The 21,491-nt window shown below is 63.6% G+C and carries 17 protein-coding genes; 1 reads left to right on the top strand and 16 read right to left on the bottom strand.

The features are described from left to right. Positions 1-47: 47 nt before the first annotated feature. The 8 genes from ATY76_RS02855 to ATY76_RS02815 form a co-directional block, all read right to left on the bottom strand. Positions 48-575: a DUF6886 family protein gene (locus ATY76_RS02855; RefSeq protein ID WP_088673248.1), complete on the bottom strand. Its 528-nt coding sequence runs from the start codon at positions 573-575 to the stop codon at positions 48-50. A 378-nt stretch (positions 576-953) separates the two neighbouring features. Further along, positions 954-2,627, bottom strand: coding sequence for a DNA repair protein RecN (gene recN / locus ATY76_RS02845; RefSeq protein ID WP_088673247.1), 1,674 nt, complete (start codon positions 2,625-2,627; stop codon positions 954-956). 5 nt (positions 2,628-2,632) lie between these two features. Next, positions 2,633-3,502, bottom strand: a complete 870-nt coding sequence (locus ATY76_RS02840) for an outer membrane protein assembly factor BamD (RefSeq protein ID WP_190233572.1) — start codon at positions 3,500-3,502, stop codon at positions 2,633-2,635. A gap of 268 nt (positions 3,503-3,770) precedes the next feature. Next, the gene (gene lpxC / locus ATY76_RS02835) at positions 3,771-4,727 is read right to left on the bottom strand and encodes a UDP-3-O-acyl-N-acetylglucosamine deacetylase (protein ID WP_088673245.1); all 957 of its coding nucleotides are present in this window, start codon (positions 4,725-4,727) and stop codon (positions 3,771-3,773) included. 261 nt (positions 4,728-4,988) lie between these two features. Continuing rightward, entirely contained in the window at positions 4,989-6,707 is a 1,719-nt protein-coding gene (gene ftsZ, locus ATY76_RS02830; RefSeq protein ID WP_088673244.1) for a cell division protein FtsZ, read from the bottom strand. A gap of 56 nt (positions 6,708-6,763) precedes the next feature. Then, positions 6,764-8,095, bottom strand: a complete 1,332-nt coding sequence (ftsA, locus tag ATY76_RS02825) for a cell division protein FtsA (RefSeq protein ID WP_011426086.1) — start codon at positions 8,093-8,095, stop codon at positions 6,764-6,766. Continuing rightward, positions 8,092-9,024, bottom strand: a complete 933-nt coding sequence (locus tag ATY76_RS02820; protein ID WP_088673243.1) for a cell division protein FtsQ/DivIB — start codon at positions 9,022-9,024, stop codon at positions 8,092-8,094. Before ATY76_RS02820 ends, ftsA begins: the two co-directional genes overlap by 4 nt. Continuing rightward, positions 9,012-9,938: a D-alanine--D-alanine ligase gene (locus ATY76_RS02815; RefSeq protein WP_088673242.1), complete on the bottom strand. Its 927-nt coding sequence runs from the start codon at positions 9,936-9,938 to the stop codon at positions 9,012-9,014. The genes ATY76_RS02820 and ATY76_RS02815 overlap by 13 nt, the downstream gene beginning before the upstream one ends. Positions 9,939-10,385: 447 nt before the next feature. Here ATY76_RS02815 and ATY76_RS02810 point away from each other — a divergent pair, with 447 nt between their 5' ends. After that, positions 10,386-11,315: an SDR family oxidoreductase gene (locus ATY76_RS02810; protein ID WP_088673241.1), complete on the top strand. Its 930-nt coding sequence runs from the start codon at positions 10,386-10,388 to the stop codon at positions 11,313-11,315. Positions 11,316-11,318: 3 nt separating this feature from the next. Here the strand turns inward: ATY76_RS02810 and murB are convergent, their stop codons facing one another. The 8 genes from murB to ATY76_RS02770 are packed head-to-tail and all read right to left on the bottom strand — an operon-like array spanning position 11,319 to position 21,487. Beyond that, a complete protein-coding gene (gene murB / locus ATY76_RS02805) occupies positions 11,319-12,293 on the bottom strand; it encodes a UDP-N-acetylmuramate dehydrogenase (protein ID WP_088673240.1) in 975 nt (324 codons plus the stop codon). Then, a complete protein-coding gene (gene murC, locus ATY76_RS02800) occupies positions 12,290-13,705 on the bottom strand; it encodes a UDP-N-acetylmuramate--L-alanine ligase (RefSeq protein WP_088673239.1) in 1,416 nt (471 codons plus the stop codon). The genes murB and murC overlap by 4 nt, the downstream gene beginning before the upstream one ends. Further along, entirely contained in the window at positions 13,702-14,826 is a 1,125-nt protein-coding gene (gene murG / locus ATY76_RS02795; RefSeq protein ID WP_088673238.1) for an undecaprenyldiphospho-muramoylpentapeptide beta-N-acetylglucosaminyltransferase, read from the bottom strand. The genes murC and murG overlap by 4 nt, the downstream gene beginning before the upstream one ends. 6 nt (positions 14,827-14,832) lie before the next feature. Beyond that, positions 14,833-15,987, bottom strand: coding sequence for a putative lipid II flippase FtsW (gene ftsW / locus ATY76_RS02790; RefSeq protein WP_088673237.1), 1,155 nt, complete (start codon positions 15,985-15,987; stop codon positions 14,833-14,835). Position 15,988: 1 nt separating this feature from the next. After that, positions 15,989-17,401 carry a UDP-N-acetylmuramoyl-L-alanine--D-glutamate ligase gene (murD, locus tag ATY76_RS02785; protein WP_088673236.1) on the bottom strand — a complete coding sequence of 471 codons (1,413 nt, stop codon included), beginning with the start codon at positions 17,399-17,401 and terminating at the stop codon, positions 15,989-15,991. Between the two features lie 7 nt (positions 17,402-17,408). Next, positions 17,409-18,509: a phospho-N-acetylmuramoyl-pentapeptide-transferase gene (mraY, locus tag ATY76_RS02780; protein ID WP_085737793.1), complete on the bottom strand. Its 1,101-nt coding sequence runs from the start codon at positions 18,507-18,509 to the stop codon at positions 17,409-17,411. A 21-nt stretch (positions 18,510-18,530) separates the two neighbouring features. After that, positions 18,531-19,970, bottom strand: a complete 1,440-nt coding sequence (locus ATY76_RS02775; protein WP_088673235.1) for a UDP-N-acetylmuramoylalanyl-D-glutamyl-2,6-diaminopimelate--D-alanyl-D-alanine ligase — start codon at positions 19,968-19,970, stop codon at positions 18,531-18,533. Further along, complete coding sequence (locus ATY76_RS02770; RefSeq protein ID WP_190233571.1) at positions 19,967-21,487, bottom strand: UDP-N-acetylmuramoyl-L-alanyl-D-glutamate--2,6-diaminopimelate ligase; 1,521 nt, start codon at positions 21,485-21,487, stop codon at positions 19,967-19,969. Before ATY76_RS02770 ends, ATY76_RS02775 begins: the two co-directional genes overlap by 4 nt. Positions 21,488-21,491: the final 4 nt, after the last annotated feature.

The raw sequence follows: 21,491 nt of genomic DNA, 5'->3' as shown, positions 1-21,491 counted from the left end.
CGTCGTTGACCGGGTAATAATGCGTGACAACTCGCCGTCTACCCGCCCTAATCCCACTCCCGCGCATTGCGCAGCCGAATACCGCTGACATGCACGCTCGTATTCCACAGGCTCTTCAGCGGTCGCAGGCTCTCGACCACCCGAAGCTCCACCCCACGCGGCTCGAACCCCTGATCGAGCCTTGCGATAGCAACCCTCTCCATGGGTATTACACGTCCGCGAGAGATCCACATGCCCGCATCGCCCAACTCCTCGAAATCCTCCACTGGCAGCTCATAGCGATGGATTGTCTCCGCTTCGAGCCGTTCCAGCCACCCGCGCTCGATGAAGGCCACGGCTCGCCAGTCGCCAAGCCAATGCCGCCGTTCGGCCTCCGACGTATCCGGCCTCGCCCAGATCAGGATACGCGGGCAGTCACGCGGGAAGAGATACATGAAATCATGATCGCCATCGATCGCCCAGACGAGCGGACCGTTCAGCCATTCCCGACCGGCCGGGCGTTCGGAGGGCACGCGAACGGGGCGCGGTTCGAAGATCGCGATATCGGGATCATCGCTGAAATGGAAAAGGCGCATGGCGAGGGATCGCCGTTGATCGGAGTGACCGGCATAATGTGAAGCGGAATGTTTGTCACCGTTGCATTTATAGCATGCCGGAAGTCTCATCGACTCGAGGTGGAGCGCCCATCTCTCCTCCTCATTCCTGTGCCTGTCACAGGAATCCAGCCACCGCGCGTCTGCGCGGTGAATAACTCTTATCGGAAACGGGAATCTTCCGCGCCCAAGGACTTGGGCTTGCTGGATCCCTGTGACAAGCACAGGGATGAGGGAGATAGAGTTGAACGTTCGCGCCAAACCTAATCGCTGAATTGAAGATGCTGATCGGATTGATGCACATAACGCGAAGCCGAAACACTTGTCGCCGCTGTCGACCCTACAGGTGGTTCAGGCGGATCATCCGTTGCCGGCCAGCAGCCGCTTTGCGGCCGCCCTCGCCTCTTCGGTCACCGAAGCGCCGGCGAGCATGCGGGCGATTTCCTCGGTGCGGTCCTTCTGCGCCATGGTCGCGACGCGGGTCGCGATCTTTTCGGAGCCGTCTGTGGCCGGTCCCTTGGAGATCAGCAGGTGCGTTGCCGCCCTTGCTGCCACCTGCGGCGCATGCGTGACCGACAGCACCTGCACGCGCTCGGAGAGCCGCTTCAGTCGCTGGCCGATCGCATCGGCGACGGCGCCGCCGACACCGGTATCGATTTCGTCGAAGACCAGCGTCGGGGCCGATCCGCGATCGGCGAGCGCAACTTTCAGGGCCAGCAGGAACCGCGAGAGTTCGCCGCCGGAGGCGACCTTCATGATCGAGCCCGGCCGCGTGCCCGGGTTGGTCTGGACATGGAACTCGACGACGTCGATGCCTTCGGCAAGCGCTTCGCCCGCATCCGTGGTGATCTCCACCATGAAGCGCGCGCGCTCGAGCTTCAGCGCCGGCAGCTCGGTCATGACGGCGGCTGCCAATGCGGTGCCGGCGTGATGGCGCTTCTCGGACAGCGTGCGCGCCGCCGCATCGTAACTCTCCCGCGCCAGGCCGACCTCGGCTTCGAGACGGGCAAGCTTCTCCTCGCCCGCATCGAGATCGGCGAGATCGGCGATCATGCGCACGGCAAGCGCCGGCAGCTCGGTGACGGGAACGGAATATTTGCGCGAGGCGGCCCTGAGCGCGAAAAGCCGCTCCTCCACCCGCTCCAGCTCACGCGGATCGTATTCGGTCTTGCGCAGCGCCGCCTCGACTTCCATCTGCGCATTGGAAAGCTGGTCGAGCGCGGCATCGAGCAGCGCCACCGTCTCCTCCAGCAATCCCGGCGCCTCATGGCTCTTGCGCTCCAGCCGGCGCACCAGCGAGGCAATATGCGGCACGGGCGAGGCATTGCCATTCAGGAATTCGGATGCCTCGGCGATATCGCCGGCGATCCGCTCAGCCTTCATCATCTTCTGCCGGCGGTCGGCAAGTTCGTCCTCCTCGCCGTCCTGCGGCGAGAGCTTCTCGAGTTCCTCGACGGAAGAGCGGAGGTAATCGGCTTCGCGCGCCGCACTCTCCACCTTCTCGCGGTGCTTCTTCAGCGTCCGCTCGCTGTCCCGCCATAGGCGATAGAGCCGGGCGACCTCGGCAACCTCATCGGTCAGGCCGGCAAAGGCATCGAGCAAGGTGCGGTGGGCATTGGTATCGACAAGGGCGCGATCGTCGTGCTGGCCGTGGATTTCGACCAGCATCTGGCCGGCCTGCCGCATCAGCTGCACGCTGACCGGCTGATCGTTGACATAGGCTTTGGTGCGCCCGTCCGCCGATTGCTGGCGGCGGAAGATCAGGTCGCCCTCGTCGTCAATGCCGTTTTCTCTGAGCAGCGCGCGCGCGCCGTGGTCCATGCCGACGTCGAACACCGCCGTCACCTGGCCTTTGTCCTCGCCATGGCGCACCAGGCCGCCATCGCCGCGCCCGCCGAGCGCCAGCGACAGGCTATCGAGCAGGATGGATTTGCCCGCCCCGGTCTCGCCCGTCAGCACGGAAAGACCCGTCTCGAAGGCAAGATCCAGCCGCTCGATCAGGACGATATCGCGGATCGAAAGCTGGATCAGCATAGGTTTTATGAACCGAGCAGGAGTTTCTTGCCTGCCGCAGCGATCCACGAGCCCTTGTTTTCCCGCGGCTCGGCGCCGCCGGTCTGCAGCAGCTTGTAGGAATCGGCATACCACTGGCTGTCGGGATAATTGTGGCCGAGAACGGCAGCCGCCGTCTGGGCCTCGTCGACGATGCCCATGGCGTAATAAGCCTCGACGAGGCGCGCGAGCGCCTCTTCGATCTGGTTGGTGTTCGGATATTTCTCGACGACGATGCGGAAGCGCGAGATCGCGGCGAGATATTCCTTCCGCTCCATATAGTAGCGGCCGATCTGCATTTCCTTGCCGGCGAGCTGGTCGCGCGCGAAGCGCATCTTGGCCTGCGCGTCGTCGACATATTCGGAGTTCGGGTAATTGTCGACGACGGCCTGCATCGCTTCGATCGTCTTGGCGGCGGCGCGCTGGTCCTGCGTCACGTCGACGATCTGCTTGGAATAAGCCAGTCCGATCAGGTACTGTACATAGGCCGCATCCGGGGACTTCGGATATTGCGCCATGTAGCGGTTGCCGGAGGCGAGCGCATCGTCGAGACGGCCCTGGCGGTATTTGACGAAGGTGCTCATCACAAGCGCCTTGCGCGCCCATTCGGAGAACGGGTTCTCGCGGTCGATCGCGTCGAACTTGCGCGCCGCTTCCGCCATATTGCCGGCCTTCATATTGGCAAGGCCCTGATTGTAGAGCACGTCGGGCGGATCGGTTTCGAGGCCAAGCTTGGTGATGTCGATATCGGGGTCCGACTGGCAACCGGATATAGAGGCGCCTGCGCTGAGCACCAGAAGCGATGCGAACAAAGCGCGCGCTGTCTTCATCATACCTTCAGATCCTGCATAAGCCATTCGAAAGAACCCCACTGCCGCCGCTCGCTCCACGGCAGCCACGCCTCGCTGGCGTTTCTAGCCACAAATGTGCATCAAGAGCAACGCAATGATAAGGCATTAACGCATTTTTGTGGCAGCCACGGCCGGAATGACCGGCTTTTCACCTTCTTTCCGACCTGTTGCAGCTAAGCACCTGCCGCAAAATGCCTATCGCCGCAGCCTCGGAACGACATAAAAAAACCGCCCCTGGGAAAGAGGCGGCCTGGTCTTAAGAATATGCTGGAGGTCATGCCGACCAGGGAGCGAATTCCGAAGCGCTGACCGCGATCATCTCGCGGGCGGCGACGCGCTGGCGCGGCGTCGACGTCTCCACAACCTCATAGGCGGTGGGATCGGCGAGCAGCGCCTTCAGCGCATTGGCGTTCATCTTGTGGCCGCCGCGATAGGAACGGTAGCAGCCGATGAACTGGGCGCCGGCAAGCGACAGGTCGCCGACGGCATCGAGCGTCTTGTGGCGGACGAATTCGTCCTTGGCGTAACGCAGCCCTTCGACGTTGATGACGGTATTGTCGTCGGAGATGACGACGGAATTTTCAAGCGAGGAGCCAAGCGCGTGACCCGATGCCCAGAGACGCTCGACGTCGCGCATGAAGCCGAAGGTGCGGGCGCGCGAAAGCTCGGTCTTGAAGACGGAAGCGCTCATGTCGCCGGCCCATTTCTGCCGGCCGATCAGCGGGCATTCGAAATCGATCTCGACTTCGAACCGCGTGCCGTCATAGGGGCGGAATTCGCTCCAAGAGCCGCCGTGCTCGATGCGCACCGGCTTGGTGATGCGGATATAGCGGCGCTTGACGCCAAGAGAAACGAGGCCGACCTGCTCGATCGCTTCGACGAAGGGCAGCGAGCTGCCGTCCATGATCGGCATTTCGGCGCCCTGCACTTCGATCACCACGTTGTCGAGGCCGAGCGCATAGATGGCGGCCATGACATGTTCGATCGTCGCGACCGAATGGGCGGGCGAGAAACCGAGTACGGTGCAGAGGTCGGTATTGCCGACCTGCGAGGAGACGGCCTTGAGTTCGGTGACGTCGCCATTGTCATGCAGGCGCTGGAAAACGACGCCGGTGTCCGACTCGGCCGGGTTCAGGGTGATCGAGACTTCTGCGCCCGAATGAACCCCGATGCCCGAAAGCGTCACGGGACGCGATACCGTCGTTTGAAAACCCAGCAAGCCAATTGCCATAAAATCTGCCTTTATTTTTCCGCTCCAGTGGTTCGTCTCACGGTGCGGTTTTCATTCCTTCTGCAGAAGGAGCCTCTTCGAGGAGTCTCCTAGGGCAGTTTTCTTGCACCATACTTACGTGTGCCGGCGCTCCAATCCAAATCACTGTTTCTTTCGTTTTGTTACGAAGTCACACGATTGATATCGCTCGGCAATTTCAGGCTGAAAAACGCAAATGCCCGGGACGTGAATCCCGGGCATGAACGGTGTCGAATCGCAGCCTCAGTTCGACTGGCGGCGCAGGAATGCCGGGATTTCCAGCTGGTCGTCTTCCTGCATCATGCGGGCCTGCGGAACCGCGCGGCCCTGGTCGTCGAGGTTGCCGCGGCGCGGTGCGTAGAGGCTTGCCTCCGGCGACAGCGGACGGCGCTGCTGCGAAGCGGCGGGCGGTACGGCCGTCATGTCGGCGGCAACGGCGTCGTCGTCACGGCGGCCAAGCGAATTGGTGATTCGCTTGAGCAGGCCCATCGGACCGCGCTCTTCCTGCTGATGCGCCGAAGCCGGCTGCGTGCGGTGGTCGAGCTCGGCCTGGACGACCGGCGGGAAGTCTTCGACCTTCGGCATGCGCATCGGCTCGGGCGCCTGGCGGATGATCGGCTCCTGCCGGACCGGCTGGTGCTGCTGGATCGGCTGCTGCTGAACCGGCTGGCTCATGACCGGAGCCGGCGCCGGCTGCACGGGTGCCGGACGGATCACGGGAGCTTCCTGTGCAGGCGCGAAGATCTTGCTCTGCGGGCGGAAGGCTTCCTGCTGAACCGCCGGCTGCTGCACGGGGGCGCTGGCACGCGGGGCCGGGATTTCGAGCTCGCGTTCCATCTCGGCTTCGCGGATGGTCTGCGCGATCGGATCGATGGCCTTCGGTGCCTGCATTACGGGAGCAGGCTGAACTGCGGCCGCTGCCGGAGCAGCAGCCGCGGAAGGACGGATAGCGGGCTTTGCAACCGGCTGGAAGCTGCGCTCGGCGGCTTCGCTGATCGCCCGGTCGATGCCGGTCGCGACGACCGAGACGCGGATGATGCCTTCGAGCGATTCGTCGAACGTGGCGCCGAGGATGATGTTGGCGTCGGGATCGACTTCTTCGCGGATGCGGGTCGCAGCTTCGTCGACTTCGAACAGGGTCAGGTCGCGGCCGCCGGTGATGGAAATCAGCAGGCCTTGGGCGCCCTTCATCGAGGTTTCGTCGAGCAGCGGGTTGGCGATTGCCGCTTCGGCTGCCTGCAGCGCGCGGCCGGAGCCGGAAGCTTCGCCGGTGCCCATCATAGCGCGGCCCATCTCACGCATCACCGAGCGGACGTCGGCGAAGTCGAGGTTGATGAGGCCTTCCTTCACCATCAGGTCGGTGATGCAGGCGACGCCCGAATAGAGAACCTGGTCGGCCATGGCGAAAGCGTCGGCGAAGGTCGTCTTGTCGTTGGCGATACGGAATAGGTTCTGGTTCGGAATGACGATCAGCGTATCGACAGACTTCTGCAGTTCCTGAATGCCCATCTCGGCCAGACGCATGCGGCGGCCGCCTTCGAAATGAAACGGCTTGGTGACGACGCCGACCGTCAGGATGCCCTTGTTGCGGGCGGCCTGTGCGACGACGGGCGCAGCGCCCGTGCCGGTGCCGCCGCCCATGCCGGCGGTGACGAAGCACATATGCGTGCCGTTCAGGTGATCGATGATCTCGTCGATGCACTCTTCGGCGGCCGCGCGGCCGACTTCCGGCTGCGAACCGGCGCCGAGGCCTTCGGTGACATTGGCGCCGAGCTGGATGATGCGCTCGGCCTTCGTCATCGTCAGCGCCTGCGCATCCGTGTTGGCGACGACGAAGTCGACGCCCTGGAGACCGGCGGTGATCATGTTGTTGACGGCATTGCCGCCGCCGCCGCCCACGCCGAACACCGTGATGCGCGGCTTCAGCTCTGTGATGTCAGGCTTTTGCAGCTTGATGGTCATGGTACCTGTTCCTTCTCTCTCTGGCCGCATCGCCACGCCGGCCAATTACTCGAATTTCAGAAGCTTTCCTTCAGCCACTGGCCCATCCGGGCTATGCGGCTGTTATTTCCCCCAAGCGACATGAGCAGACCGCTCTGTGACGCATGTGTCTCCATGTCCGCGACCTGCGGATAGATCATCAGGCCGACGGCCGTCGAAAAGGCCGGGCCCTTGGCCGCCGTCGGCAGGCCCGAGACGCCCATCGGGCGGCCGATGCGGACGTTGCGGGCAAGGATGCGCCGCGCCACTTCGGCAAGGCCGGTCAGCTGGCTGGCGCCGCCCGTCAACACGACGCGCTTGCCGACGATCGGGCTGAAACCGGAACGCTGGATCCGGTCGCGGATCAGTTCCATCGTTTCTTCGATTCGGGCCGATACGATGCGCGAAACCAGGGCCCGCGGCACCTGCGACGGCTGGTCGCGATCATCCTCGCCGATCGGCGGGATCGAGATCAGCTCGCGCTCGTCGGAGGAATTCAGCAACGCCGAGGCATGCACGACCTTCAGCCGCTCCGCATCCTCGATGCGGGTCGAAAGACCGCGCGCCAGATCGGTGGTGACATGATGGCCGCCGAGGCCGACGGCATCGGTATGAACGAGCTTGCCTTCGGCAAAAACCGAGATCGTCGTCGTGCCGCCGCCCATGTCGATCGCAGCGCAGCCGAGCTCGACTTCGTCGTCGACGAGAGCCGCAAGGCCGGATGCATAAGGGGTCGCGACGATGCCTTCGACTGAAAGATGCGCGCGGTTGACGCTGAGCTCGAGGTTCTTCAGCGCCGAGCGCTCCGCGGTGACGACATGCATGTCGACGCCGAGCGCATCGCCGTACATCGCCAGCGGATCGCGGATGCCGCGCTCGCCGTCGAGCGAGAAACCGGTCGCCAGCGAATGCAGCACCGAGCGGTCCTGGCGCAGCGACTGCTGGCAGGCCGCCGACAGCACCTTCTTCAGATCGTTGAGTTCGACTTCCTGGCCGCCGAGATCGATCGTCGCGGTATAGATGTCGCTGCCGAGCCGGCCGGCCGTCAAGTTGACGATCAGGCTCTCGACGGTCAGCCCCGCCATGCGCTCGGCCGCATCGACGGCAAGGCGGATGACGCCTTCCAGCGCGTCGAGATCGGCGATGACGCCGGTCTTGATGCCGCGGGAACGCTGATGGCCGATGCCGATGATCTCGATATTGTGGGTGCGACCAGGCAGGATCTGGCTTTCCTCGCGCGGCGTCAGCCGGCCGATCATGCAGACGACCTTGGTCGAGCCGATGTCGAGCACCGAAACGATATGCGACCGCTTCGACGAAAGCGGCTTCAGGCGCGGCAGTCCGAAATGGGATGAACCGAACAAGCTCATATATTCTGCCCCGACTTCTTCAATTCTTTCGTACGCTCCGTCACCGCCGCCTGTCTGCGGACCGCCGCTTCCGGCGTCAGCTGGATTGCGGTCCTGTCAGGCAATCTCAGATCGACGGCAGCGATATCGCGCTCCAGGAGCTGGTGCTGCTTGTCGAACTTCGAAAGTGTGGCCAGCGCCTGGTCGATGCCGTCTTCCGGCAGCTTGACGATGACGCCGTTATCCATGTGCAGATCCCAGCGGCGGCCCGATATCCAGACATAGGCCCTCACACGGGCCTTCACGTCAGGCCATTTCGAGAAGGCCTCGTCGAGCGAAGCAGCCGCCGTTTCGGCATCGCGGCCGACGACGAGCGGCAGCGCCGAAAACTTGTTGTCGCGCAGCGGCGCAATGACGCTGCCGTTCTTCTCGATCAGCGAAAGCTCCTGCCCATGCTGCCAGATCGCATAGGCTTGACGCTCCTTGAGCTTCACCTCGATCGTCTTCGGGTAGATCTTGCGGACCTCGACATTCTCGACCCAGGGAAGATGCGCGATCTTCCGGCGGGCCGCATCGACATCGAGCGCGACCAGCGAGGTCGTGCCGTCGAGGCCAATCAGCTGCAGGATCTCGATTTCGGAGGTTTCGGAATTGCCGGAAACCTTCACGTCCTCGATCGCAAAGCCAGCGGCCGTCGTCGTCGCTTGCGCGACGGCTTCCGTATGGCCGCCGAGCGACATGCCGTAGAGGCCGGTCGCAGCCAGGAAGGCGAGCGCCGAAACCGTGCCCGTATGGGCCGGAATATCGATGCGGCCGCTGCCGAGGCTGATCAGGAAACGGGTGACGCGGCGCAGCGGGCGCGGCAGAACGAACCGCTCCTCGGCTTCCACCATGGGAAGCGCGACATGATGGCTAGGGCGCCCAATCCTCTTGACCGTCAACGCAAACAAGACGCGTCCTCCACCATCCACCGGAGAAACTGACCAAATGAATAGCCGGCATGACCGGCCATTTCGGGCACGAGCGAGGTTGGAGTCATGCCGGGCTGGGTGTTGACCTCCAGCCAGATGATTTCGCCGTCTTCGGAGAAACGATCGTCGTAACGAAAGTCGGACCGACTGACGCCGCGGCAACCGATTGCCTGATGCGCCCTTAGGGCCAATGTTTGTATTTTTTGGTAAATATTCGGTGAAATTTTCGCCGGGATGACGTGTTTTGAACCGCCTGCCGCATACTTGGAATCGTAATCATAGAAATTGTGGCCCTGCGGCACCACTTCCGTGACGCCGAGCGCGACATCGCCCATCACGCCGCAGGTAAGTTCGCGGCCATAGACATAGCGCTCGACCAGCACCTCTTCGCCGTAACGCCACTCGGGCGAACTGACGACCTGCGGCGGATGCGCCTGATCTTCCGTGACGATGACGACGCCGAAGCTCGATCCCTCACGCACCGGCTTCACCACATAGGGCGGCTTCATCGGGTGCGTCGAAGGGAAGGCGAAACGATTGATCGTCTGCGATTCGGCCACCGGAATGCCGGCAGCGGCAGCGACAAGCTTCGCCTTGTCCTTGTCCATCGCCAGCGCCGAGGCGAGCACGCCCGAATGCGTATAGGGAATCTCCAGATATTCCAGGATGCCCTGGATCGTGCCGTCTTCGCCGAAAGGCCCGTGAAGGGCATTGAAGACGACATCCGGCTTCAGCGCGGCAAGCTTTTCGGAAACGTCGCGAGCGACATCGATGCACGTCACCTTGAAGCCTTCCGCTTCGAGGGCTTCTGCGCAAGCCTTTCCCGAGGAAAGGCTGACGGGCCTCTCCGAGGAAAATCCGCCCATCAGGACAGCAACATGCTTGCGACTCATCAACACCCCCAAAAATAACTTCCACTTTTGAAATCGACGCTTGCGCGAAGCTGTCCGCGCCGTTTCAGGCCTTTGTCCGGCTTGCCTGCATTAGAGCATCATTATGGTTAATGAAGTGTTTACTTTCGTTAACTCTTTGCCCGGAAGTTCCCGGCCCTTTACCTTTTGCTCATCTCGCAGCCATTCCCAGACCGTTCGGAGGCAAGCTCGAGCACGATCGAAAAAGCCTATTTGTTCAACGAGATATCGTATGGGCGCTCACCCGCGACGGAATCAGCCAAGGGTTTCCGACGTCATTCCTCAACCCGATACCGGCAACACTGAGGCGGGGGCCGGCGCCTTGATAGATTAATGCGAAGCGCCGCGACGCCCCGTCATTCCCGCTTTTCTGTTGATGCGAGTCCCACTTCCGGTTAGCCAAGGCCAGGAAACAGCAGGGAGAAGATCATGCGATGCCTCGTCACCGGCGCCGCCGGCTTCGTCGGCAGCCCGCTTGTCAAACGGCTGCACGAAGAGAAGGTTTGCGATCTCGTGGTCACCACCAGATCCGCAACCCCTGCTTTTCCTGAAGATGTCAGGCATGTTCCGATCGAAATAACCGACAGTACCGACTGGGCGGCAGCGCTCGAAGGCGTCGATGTCATCGTTCACCTTGCCGCCCGCGTTCACATCATGAACGACCGCGCGGCCGATCCGCTGGCGGAATTCCGCCGGACGAACACCGCCGCCACGCTCAATCTCGCCGAACAGGCCGCCCGCGCCGGCGTGAAGAGATTCGTCTTCGTCAGCACCATCAAGGTCAATGGCGAAGAGAACGACAGGCCGTTCCGGCACGACGACACGCCGAAGCCGATCGATCCCTACGGCATTTCGAAGCTGGAAAGCGAAACCGGCTTGCGCGAAATCGCTGCCCGCACCGGCATGGACGTCGTCATCATCCGCCCGCCGCTGGTCTATGGCCCCGGCGCGAGAGGCAACTTCGCTCTTCTCGTCGGGCTCGTCCGCAAGCGTATACCGCTGCCTTTCGCTTCGCTGAAGAACCGCCGCACCTTGGTCGCGGTGCAGAACCTCGTCGATCTGATCATCACCTGCATGGCGCAACCCGCCGCCGCCGGCGAGATTTTCCTTGCCGGAGATGGCGAGGACCTCTCGACGCCGGAGCTCATCAGCGGAATTGCCGCGGGGCTCGGCGTCAAGCCGATGCTGCTGCCCTTCCCGCCCGCAATGCTGCACATGGCGGCAAAGGCTGTCGGGAAGGAAGCCGTCTATCAGCGCCTTTGCGGTTCGCTGCAGGTCGACATATCCCAGGCGCGGAACGTTCTCGGCTGGTCGCCCGTCGTCACGCCGCGCGAAGGCTTGAAACTGGCGGTGAAGTAACCGCTACTCGGTGGTCACGCCCTGGAACGGACGCACTTCGCGGCCGGGCATGAAGACGCCGATGCGCTTGATTTCCCATTCGAGCTTGATGCCCTCTTTCTCGAAGACCTCGCGGCGCACCTGCTCGCCGAGATATTCGAGATCGTAACCGGTCGCCTGCCCCATGTTGATCATGAAGTTGCAGTGAAGCGACGACATCTGCGCGCCGCCGATGACGAGGCCGCGGCAGCCCGCCTCGTCGATCAGCTTCCAGGCCGAATGGCCGGGCGGGTTCTTGAAGGTCGAGCCGCCGGTCTTCTCGCGCACCGGCTGCACCGTCTCGCGGTGATTGCGCACCGCATCCATTTCGGCGCGGATCTGGGCGCGGTCCTCGGGATAGCCTTCGAACAGCACGGAGGTGAAGATCAGGTCGGCAGGGGCTGCGGAATTCCGGTAGGAATAGCCCATCTCGGCATTGGAGAGCACATGCTTGTTGCCCTTGCGGTCGACCGCGTTGACCTCGACCAGCCGCTCGCGCGTCTCGACGCCGTTGGCGCCTGCGTTCATGCGCGCTGCGCCGCCGATGCCGCCCGGGATGCCGTAATAGAAATGGAAGCCGCCGATGCCGTTGTCCATCGCCATCGCCGCGACATGCTTGTCCGGGCAGATGGCGCCGGCGAGGATGCGGTTTTCACCGGCCAGTTCGACGAAGCCGAAGCCCTTGGCCGACAGGCGCAGCACGACGCCTGGGATGCCGCCGTCGCGCACCAGGATGTTGGAGCCGACGCCGACCACGGTCAGCGGCACTTCTTCCGGCAGGATCTTCAGGAAGGCGATGAGGTCGTCGACGTCATGCGGCTGAAACATCAGCTCGGCGAGCCCGCCCGCCCGGAACCAGGTGACACGGTCCATGGGGGCATCCGGCGTGATGCGGCCGCGGATATCCTTTACACCGTCTCCGAGAGACGCGAGAAGCTTTTCCCCATTCACCTGTTTCATGCGGACTTTCCCGATAGGCCTTCCAGTTGTTTGGGCAGCGCCGCCGCCCAGGATGTGATGCTTCCAGCCCCCAACAGAACCACGAAATCACCAGGCTTTGCAACCTCTGCAACCATCTGCGGCAGAAGCTCCGCCGAAGCGAGGAAGCGGGCGTCGCGATGGCCGCCGGATTTGATGCGCGAGACGAGCGACAGGGAGTCCATGCCTTCGATCGGATCCTCGCCTGCTGCATAGACGGGCGCCAGGAAAATGCTGTCGGCATCGTTGAAGCAGGCGGCGAATTCTTCGAACAGGCTCGAAAGGCGGCTGTAGCGGTGCGGCTGATGAACGGCGATGATCCGCCCCTTGCAGGCTTCGCGGGCAGCGCGCAGCACGGCCTTGATCTCGACGGGGTGGTGGCCGTAATCGTCGAAGATCTGCACGCCGCTCCATTCGCCGGTCAGCGTGAAGCGGCGCTTGACGCCGCCGAAGGAGGCGAGGCCCTTGGCGATATCTTCCTGGGAAATGCCGAGCCGGTTGGCAACGGCGATCGCCGCCGTGGCGTTGGAAATATTGTGACGGCCGGGCATCGGCATGACCAGTTCCTTGAGCTGGATGACCTGGCCGGTGCGGCGGCGGCGGATCTCGACGTCGAAGATCGAGCGCGTGCCGTCGATGCGCACATTCTTGAAGCGCACGTCGGCCTGCGGGTTTTCGCCGTAGGTGATGATCTTGCGGTCCTCGATGCGGCCGACTAGCGACTGCACTTCGGGATGGTCGAGGCACATGACGCCGAAGCCGTAGAACGGCACGTTCTCGACGAACTGCCGGAAGGCGGCGCGCACGGCGTCGAAATTGCCGTAATGGTCGAGATGCTCGGGATCGATATTGGTGATGACGGCGACATCGGCCGGAAGCTTCAGGAAGGTGCCGTCGGATTCGTCGGCCTCGACCACCATCCACTCGCCCTCGCCCATGCGGGCATTGGTGCCGTAGGCGTTGATGATGCCGCCGTTGATGACGGTCGGGTCGAGCCCGCCGGCTTCGAGCAGCGTCGCCACCAGCGATGTGGTGGTCGTCTTGCCGTGGGTGCCGCCGATGGCGATCGCATTGCGGAAGCGCATCAGTTCGGCCAGCATCTCGGCGCGGCGCACCACCGGCAGCAGTTTTTCGCGCGCCGCGATGAGTTCCGGATTGCTCTTCTTGATTGCCGTCGAAACCACGACGACTTCGGCATCGCCGAGGTTTTCGGCCCGGTGGCCGACGGAGACTTCGATGCCCTTGTCACGCAGGCGCTGGACATTGGCGCTGTCGGCCTGGTCGGACCCCTGCACCTTGTGGCCGAGATTGTGCAGCACCTCGGCGATACCGCTCATGCCGATACCGCCAATGCCGATGAAATGGACGAGACCGATCGCCTTCGGCAGTTTCATGCGCGTGTCCTCTTGAATTCCGCTATTGTCCGTCCGGCGGCAATAGCCTCAACCATGTCGGCAAGCAAGTTCGCGGCATCGGGTTTTCCCGCGAGCTTTGCCGCAGCCGCCATGCCGGCGAGCTTTTCCGGGTCGTTCATCACGTGGCTCAGGATGGAGGCGATGCGTTCCGGCGAAAGCTCCGCTTGCGGGATCACCTTGGCTCCGCCGGTCGCGGCGAGCGCGGCGGCATTGGCCGCCTGATCGTGGTCGAGCGCATGCGGATAAGGCACCAGCACGGCCGGACGGCCGATGACCGAGATTTCCGAAACCGTCGAAGCGCCGGAGCGGCAGATCACCAGATGCGCTTTCGCCAGCCGCTCCGCCATGTCGGTGAAGAAGGGCGCGATATCGGCGCCCATATCCAGCTTGGCGACGCAGCCGCTGACCATCTCCATATCCTCCGGGCGCACCTGCTGGGTGATGCGCAGGCGAAGGCGAAACGCTTCGTCGAGCAGGCTGATCGCCGTCGGCAGCGCCTTGGAGAAATATTGCGCGCCCTGGCTGCCGCCGAAGACGACCAGATTGAAGGCTTCGCCTGGATGCGACGGCGTATAAGGCACCTCGGCCGCGGCGATGATCGCCGGGCGAACCGGATTGCCCGTCGTCACCGTCTTGTCAGGAAAAGCAGCGCCGCCCTCCGGCAGGAAACCGCCGGCGATCCCCTGCACGCGGGTCGCGAGCGCCTTGTTGGCGCGGCCCATCACGGCATTCTGCTCATGGATCATCGCCGGCACGCCGAGCCTTGTGGCGGCAAGCAGCGGCGGCACGGTGGGATAACCGCCGAAACCGACGACGATGACGGGCTTCAGCCGCTGGATCAGTCTCTTTGCCGCCCGCATGCCGCTCCAGAGCGTCCACAGCGAACGGGCGACGGCCACCGGGTTCTTCGAGCCGATCGTTGCCGACGGCACGACATGGATCTCTTCGGCCGGGAACTTGCCGGCATAACGCTCCGCCCGGCTGTCGGTGACGAGATGCACCGAATAGCCGCGTTCCTTCAGCTTGAAGGCGAGCGCCTCCGCCGGAAACACATGGCCGCCGGTCCCCCCGGCGGCAAGCAGAACGATGCCTTTGCTCATAAGCTCTTACTCCGCCGGCATGCCGTGCGGGACGCGGAAAAGGCTCCGGTCCTGCGCGCGTTTTTCCGGGCGATGGCGCGTCAGCGCCAGAATGAAACCGGCGGTGACGCAGATCGCCACCATAGACGAGCCGCCGTAGGAAATCAGCGGCAGCGTCATGCCCTTTGCCGGCAGCAGCTCGAGATTGACGCCGATATTGATGATCGACTGGATGCCCATCTGTAGCACCAGGCCGGCGACGGCAAAACGGTTGAAGTCGTTGCGTTCGCGATAGGCGTGCGACAGGCCGCGCAGCACCAGCACGGTGAACAGCGCCACGAGCGCCATGCAGAAGACGATGCCGAATTCCTCGGCCGCGACCGAGAAGATGAAGTCGGTATGGGCATCCGGAATGATGCGCTTGACGATGCCTTCGCCCGGTCCCTGGCCGAACCAGCTGCCGCGGATGATCGCTTCGCGCGCGGTATCGATCTGGAACGTGTCGCCCTCGCCGGTCATGAACTTGTCTATTCGCCCGGCAACGTGCGGAAAGACGTAATAGGCGCTGAGCAGGCCGCCGGCGCCGCCAATGCCGAGCAGCACGATCCAGATCCACGGCATGCCGGCCATGAAGAACATCCCGCCCCAGACCGCCGTGGTCAGGATGGTCTGGCCGAGGTCCGGCTGCGCGACGAGAAGGGCGGCGACGATGCCGAACAGGATGATGGCGAAGAGATTGCCGGGAATTTCAGGCTGTCGCGCATGTTCGGCAAACAGCCAGGCGCAGACGACGACGAAGGCGGGCTTCATGAATTCCGACGGCTGGACGGAAAGGCCGGCGATCCAGATCCAGCGCCTGCCGCCCTTGACCTCCTGCCCGACGAAAAGAACCAGCACCATCATCGCGAGCGAGATGATCAAAAGCAGGATCGCGGTCCGCCGCACCTGGCGCGGGGTCAGGAACGACAGCCCGAGCATCACCCCGATCGAAGGGATCATGAAGGCCGCGTGGCGCTTGACAAAGTGGAAGGGCTCGAGCCCGATGCGCTCGGCAACTGCAGGAGACGCCGCGAAGGACAGCATGAAGCCGATGCCCATCAGGAAGATGAACATCGCCAGGAAGAAGCGGTCGATGGTCCAGAACCAATCGGCCAGAGGCCCACGTTCCGCGCGGCTTACCATGTCATTTCTCTCCTGTTGCAGGACCGATCAGCATCGTCATTCCGTCAAGTGCCGCCACGTGGCTGACGAAGGCATCGCCCCTGACTTCGAAGTTCTTATACTGGTCGAAGCTTGCGCAAGCCGGGGATAACATCACGGCCGAAGAGCCGCTCTCATCTTGTTCCGCATCGGCCGCCGCATGCGCCACCGCCCGCTCCAGCGTGCCCGAAATCTCGTAGGGCACGGCCTCGCCTAGGGTGGCTGCGAATTCCGCCGCCGCTTCGCCGATCAGATAGGCCTTGGCGATGCGCGGGAAATAGGGAGCGAGCGTCGTGATGCCGCCCGATTTCGGCAGACCGCCGGCGATCCAGTAGATGCGGTCATAGCTCGAAAGCGCCGGTGCCGCGGCATCGGCATTGGTCGCCTTGGAATCGTTGACGAAAACGACGCGGCCGCGCTGGCCCACCGGCTGCATGCGGTGCTTGAGGCCGGGGAAGGAGGCAAGGCCGGCGCGGATGTCGTCGGCGGAAACGCCAGCCGCAAGGCAGGCGGCGACGGCAGCGGCGGCGTTCTGCGCATTATGGCTGCCGCGCAGCGTCTGGATGCCGTCGAGATCGATGAAGGGCAGCATGGCGCCGCCGGCGGCCTGAACGAGCTTTGTGCCCTCGGCATAGATGCCGTCGGCCACCACGTTGCGGCGGGAGATGCGGACTACCTTGACGCCCGCCCGCTCGACGCGGTCGGCGATTAGCGCCGAATGGCTGTCGTCGATGCCGACGATCGCCACATCGCTGCCGGCGACCAGCCGCTCCTTGACGTCGGCATAGTGCTGCATCGTGCCGTGGCGGTCGAGGTGATCGGGCGTCAGGTTGAGAAGGATGCCGGCGGACGGGTTCAGCGTCGGCGCGAGATCGATCTGGTAGGAGGAGCATTCGACGACGTAATAACGTCCCGCCTTCGGCGGATCGAGCGTCAGCACGGCCGTGCCGATATTGCCGCCGAGCTGCGTGTCGTAACCTGCCGATTTCAGGATATGGGCAATCAGCGCCGTGGTGGTCGACTTGCCGTTGGTGCCGGTGATGGCGATAAAGGGGCAGTCCGGCGCGTGGGCACGGCGCTCGCGCACGAAGAGCTCGACGTCGCCGATGATGTCGACGCCCGCGGCCCGCGCCAGATCGACGGTCCAGTGCGGCTTCGGATGGGTGAGCGGCACGCCGGGTGAGAGCACGAACAGCGCCTGCTGGCTCCAGTCGATCGTATGCAGGTCCTCCGTCCGGATGCCTTCGGCCGAAGCCTTGGCGACGCTGTCGGGATTGTCGTCCCAGGCGGTCACATCGGCTCCGCCTGCGATCAGCGCGCGGGCGGTGGCGAAACCGGAGCCGCCGAGCCCGAAGAGCGCGACCTTCATGTCCTTGAGCGTCGTGACCGGGATCATCGCCGCCTCACCTCAGCTTCAGCGTCGAGAGGCCGAGCATGGCAAGACCGACCGCGATGATCCAGAAGCGGATCACCACCTGGCTCTCGGTCCAGCCCTTCTTCTCGAAGTGATGGTGGATCGGCGCCATCAGGAAGACGCGCCGGCCGGTCATCTTGAAGAAGCCGACCTGGATGATGACCGACAGCGTCTCCATGACGAAGAGGCCGCCGATGATGGCCATGACGATCTCGTGCTTGGTGGCGACGGCGACGGTGCCGATCGTGCCGCCGAGCGCCAGCGAGCCGGTATCGCCCATGAAGATGGCGGCCGGCGGCGCGTTGAACCAGAGGAAGCCGAGACCGGCGCCGATGACGGCGCCGAGCACGACGGCAAGCTCACCGGTGCCGGGCACGAAATTGATCTGCAGGTAGTTCGCAAACACGACGTTGCCGGCGAGATAGGCGATGACGCCGAAGGAGGCGGCGGCGATCATCACCGGCACGATGGCGAGCCCGTCGAGCCCGTCCGTCAGGTTGACGGCATTGCCGGCGCCGACGATGACGAAACCGCCGAAGACGACGAACATGATGCCGAGATTGATCAGGAAGTCCTTGAAGAACGGAAAGGCGATCGAGGAACCGAAGGTCGAGCCTGCAGTCCCCGAGGCAAGGGCCGTGCGCATCATGAAATAGACGGCGATGCCGGCGATGACGAACTCGATGCCAAGACGGGCCTTGCCGGAAAAGCCCTTATGGCTCTGCTTGGTCACCTTGAGATAATCGTCGTAGAAGCCGATGGCGCCGAAGCCCAGCGTCACGAGCAGCGTGGCGACGACATAGACGTTGGAAAGATCGGCCCAGAGGAGCGAGGCCCCGACGATGCCGGCAAGGATCATCAGCCCGCCCATCGTCGGCGTGCCGGCCTTCTTGAAATGCGTCTGCGGCCCGTCGGCGCGGATCGGCTGGCCCTTGCCTTGCCGGATGCGCAGCGAATTGATGATCGTCGGCCCGAACAGGAAGACGATCAGCGCGGAGGTGAAGAGAGCGGCGCCCGTGCGGAAGGTAATATATCTGAACAGGTTCAGAAACTTGAAATATTCCGACAGTTCGACAAGCCAGATCAGCATTCAGGGCCCCTTGTTACCCGATCAAAGTTCGCGTTGCGTGTCGGAAAATGCCGGGAATTTGTCAAGAAGCGCGGCGACGATCTTGCCGAAACCGATCCCCAGAGACGATTTCACCATCAACACGTCGCCCGGGACGACCGAGTTCAACACGTAGTCCGTCAATTCGTCCGTCTTTTCCCGGTATTCGACATGGACGCTTTCCGGCAGTGATTCCTTCAGCGCGGCCATCTCGGCGCCCGCGAGCCAGACATGTTCGATGCCGGCCGCGAGCAGCGGCCCGGCAAGGTCGGTGTGGACCTTCTCGGCATATTCGCCCATCTCGAGCATGTCGCCGAGCACGGCGATACGGCGTCCGCGGCCGGTCGGCTCGGCGGCCGCCAGCAGCGCGATTGCCGCGCGCATCGAGGCCGGATTGGCATTGTAGCTCTCGTCGATCAGCGTGAAGCTGCCGTTGCCGCCGCCGATCGAAAGCCGGTGGCGCTTGCCCCTGCCCTTTTCCGGTTTCAGCGTCGCAAGTGCGGCAATCGCCTTCTCGATGTCGGCGCCGACGATCCTGACGACGCCGAGTGCGGCCAGCGCATTCTCGGCGATGTGGCGGCCCGGCGCGCCGAGCGCCACCTCCAGCGTCTCGCCACCGATCGTCAGCCACAGCGTCGAATTCTCGTCCGAGCCGTTGAATTCCGCGAGCCGGTATTCGGCTTTCGCATGCTGCCCGAAGGAATGGATTTGCTCGATGCCGAGCGACTGCGCCGTCCGGTCGAGGAAATTGAACTGGTCGTTGTCGCGGTTGAGCACGACATGGCCGCCGGGTTCCAGCCCCTCGAAGATCTCGGCCTTGGCGGCGGCGATCTCCTTGATGCTCTTGAAATTGCCGAGATGGGCCGGCGCGATCGTCGTGATGACGGCGACGTGGGGGCGGATCATCGCCACCAGCGGCCGGATCTCGCCCGGATGGTTCATCCCGACTTCGAAGACCCCGTAATCGGTATCGTCGGGCATGCGCGCCAGCGTCAGCGGCACGCCCCAGTGATTGTTGAAGGAGGCGACGGAGGCATGCACCTTGCCGGAGGGCGACAGCACGTGCCGCAACATCTCCTTGGTGGTGGTCTTGCCGACCGAGCCGGTGACGGCGACGATCTTTGCCCGCGAACGCTCGCGCGAAGCCTGCCCGAGACGCACGAGTGCTGCGAGCACGTCGTCGACGACGATCATCGGCACCGTCAGGCGGCCCATGGCCGGAAGCCTCGCTTCGCTGACGACGAGAAGGGCGGCACCGTTCGCCATCGCCATCGACGCATAGTCGTGACCGTCGACGCGGTCGCCCTTGATTGCGAAGAAGGCCTCGCCCGGGTTGATCGAGCGGCTGTCGATGGAAATGCCGGTGATGCCTTCAGGGGGAGTGCCGAAGGGGCGCCCCGCCATCGCTGCTATCATGTCTTCGGTCGTCCAGAGCCAGCTCAAGATTTCAGTTCCTCCAAGGCCTTGCGCACCTCCGCATGATCGGAGAACGGCAATGTGACGCTCCCGATCGTCTGCCCTTCCTCATGCCCCTTGCCGGCGACGATCAGCGTATCGCCCGATTTCAGCATGCCGACGGCTTCGCGGATCGCCGTGGCGCGGTCGCCGATCTCGGAGGCGCAGCCTGCTGCCGCCATGATCTCCGCCCGGATCGAGGCCGGCTCTTCCGAACGAGGATTGTCGTCGGTGACGATGACGACATCGGCAAGACGGCAGGCGATTTCGCCCATGATCGGCCGCTTGCCGCGGTCGCGGTCGCCGCCGCAGCCGAAGACGACGACGACGCGGCCCGTCGTGAAGGGCCGGACCGAGCTCAGCACATTTTCCAGCGCATCCGGTTTATGAGCGTAATCGACATAAGCAAGCGCGCCGTCCTTGGTATGGCCGACGAGTTCGAGACGGCCGGAGGCGCCGACGAGCTTTTCGAGCGCGGCCATCGCAGCCTTCGCCGACACGCCGGTCGACATGGCAAGTCCTGCCGCGACCAGCGCGTTGGCGACCTGGAAATCACCGGCCAGCGGAATATCGACCTCGAAGATCTCATCGCCGATATGGATTTCCGCCGTCTGCTTGTGGCGGAAATGCTCGACGCGTTTCAGCGTGAGGTAATCGCCCCTGCGCCCGACGGTGCGGACATCGTGACCGGCATCGACCGCAGCCTGGATCGCCTGTGCCGACCATGGGTCGTCGGCAAAGATCACCGCCGGCGAGCCCTTCGGCAGCAGCGTATCGAAAAGCCGCATCTTGGCGGCCATATAGGCCTCGACCGTGGGATGATAATCCATGTGGTCGCGGCCGAGATTGGTGAAGGCGGCGGCGGCGAGCCTGACGCCATCGAGCCGGCACTGGTCGAGGCCGTGGCTAGAAGCCTCCATCGACGCATGCGTGACGCCTTCGTCGGAAAGCTCGGCGAGCAGGTTGTGCAGGGAAACCGGATCGGGCGTCGTCAGCGCGCCATATTCGTTGCGCGTCGGGGAGACCACGCCCGTCGTGCCGATCATCGCGGCCGCATGGCCCGCATGCGCCCAGATCTGCCTGGTGAAAGAGGCAACGGAGGTCTTGCCCGCCGTGCCGGTGACGGCGACCATGGTCTCGGGCTGCCTGCCGTAGAAATGCGAGGCGGCGACGGAAAGGAAGCGGCGCGGCTCCTTGACGGCAAGCACAGGGATGGAAGCCTCGATGGCTTGGGAAGCGATCGCGACGACAGCCCCCCGGCTTGCGGCATCGGCGATGAAGCCCGCGCCGTCCGCCTTGGTACCGGCGACCGCGACGAAAGCGTTGCCCGGCGCCACCTTGCGGCTGTCCGAAGACAGGCCTGAAATATCAAGCAAGCCTGCCGGGCCTTCGAGCTGTGCTTCAAGTTCCGGAAACTGATCTCCGGCCAGGTCTCGCAATTTCATCGAATGCACTTTTCTCTCTTGAAGCCGGTTCACCCCTCGCGAATCGGCGCCGATATTCATTCAC

This window comes from Rhizobium sp. R339, from assembly GCF_002211395.1.
Lineage (GTDB): Bacteria > Pseudomonadota > Alphaproteobacteria > Rhizobiales > Rhizobiaceae > Rhizobium.
This window is presented reverse-complemented; position numbering and strand designations above follow the sequence as displayed.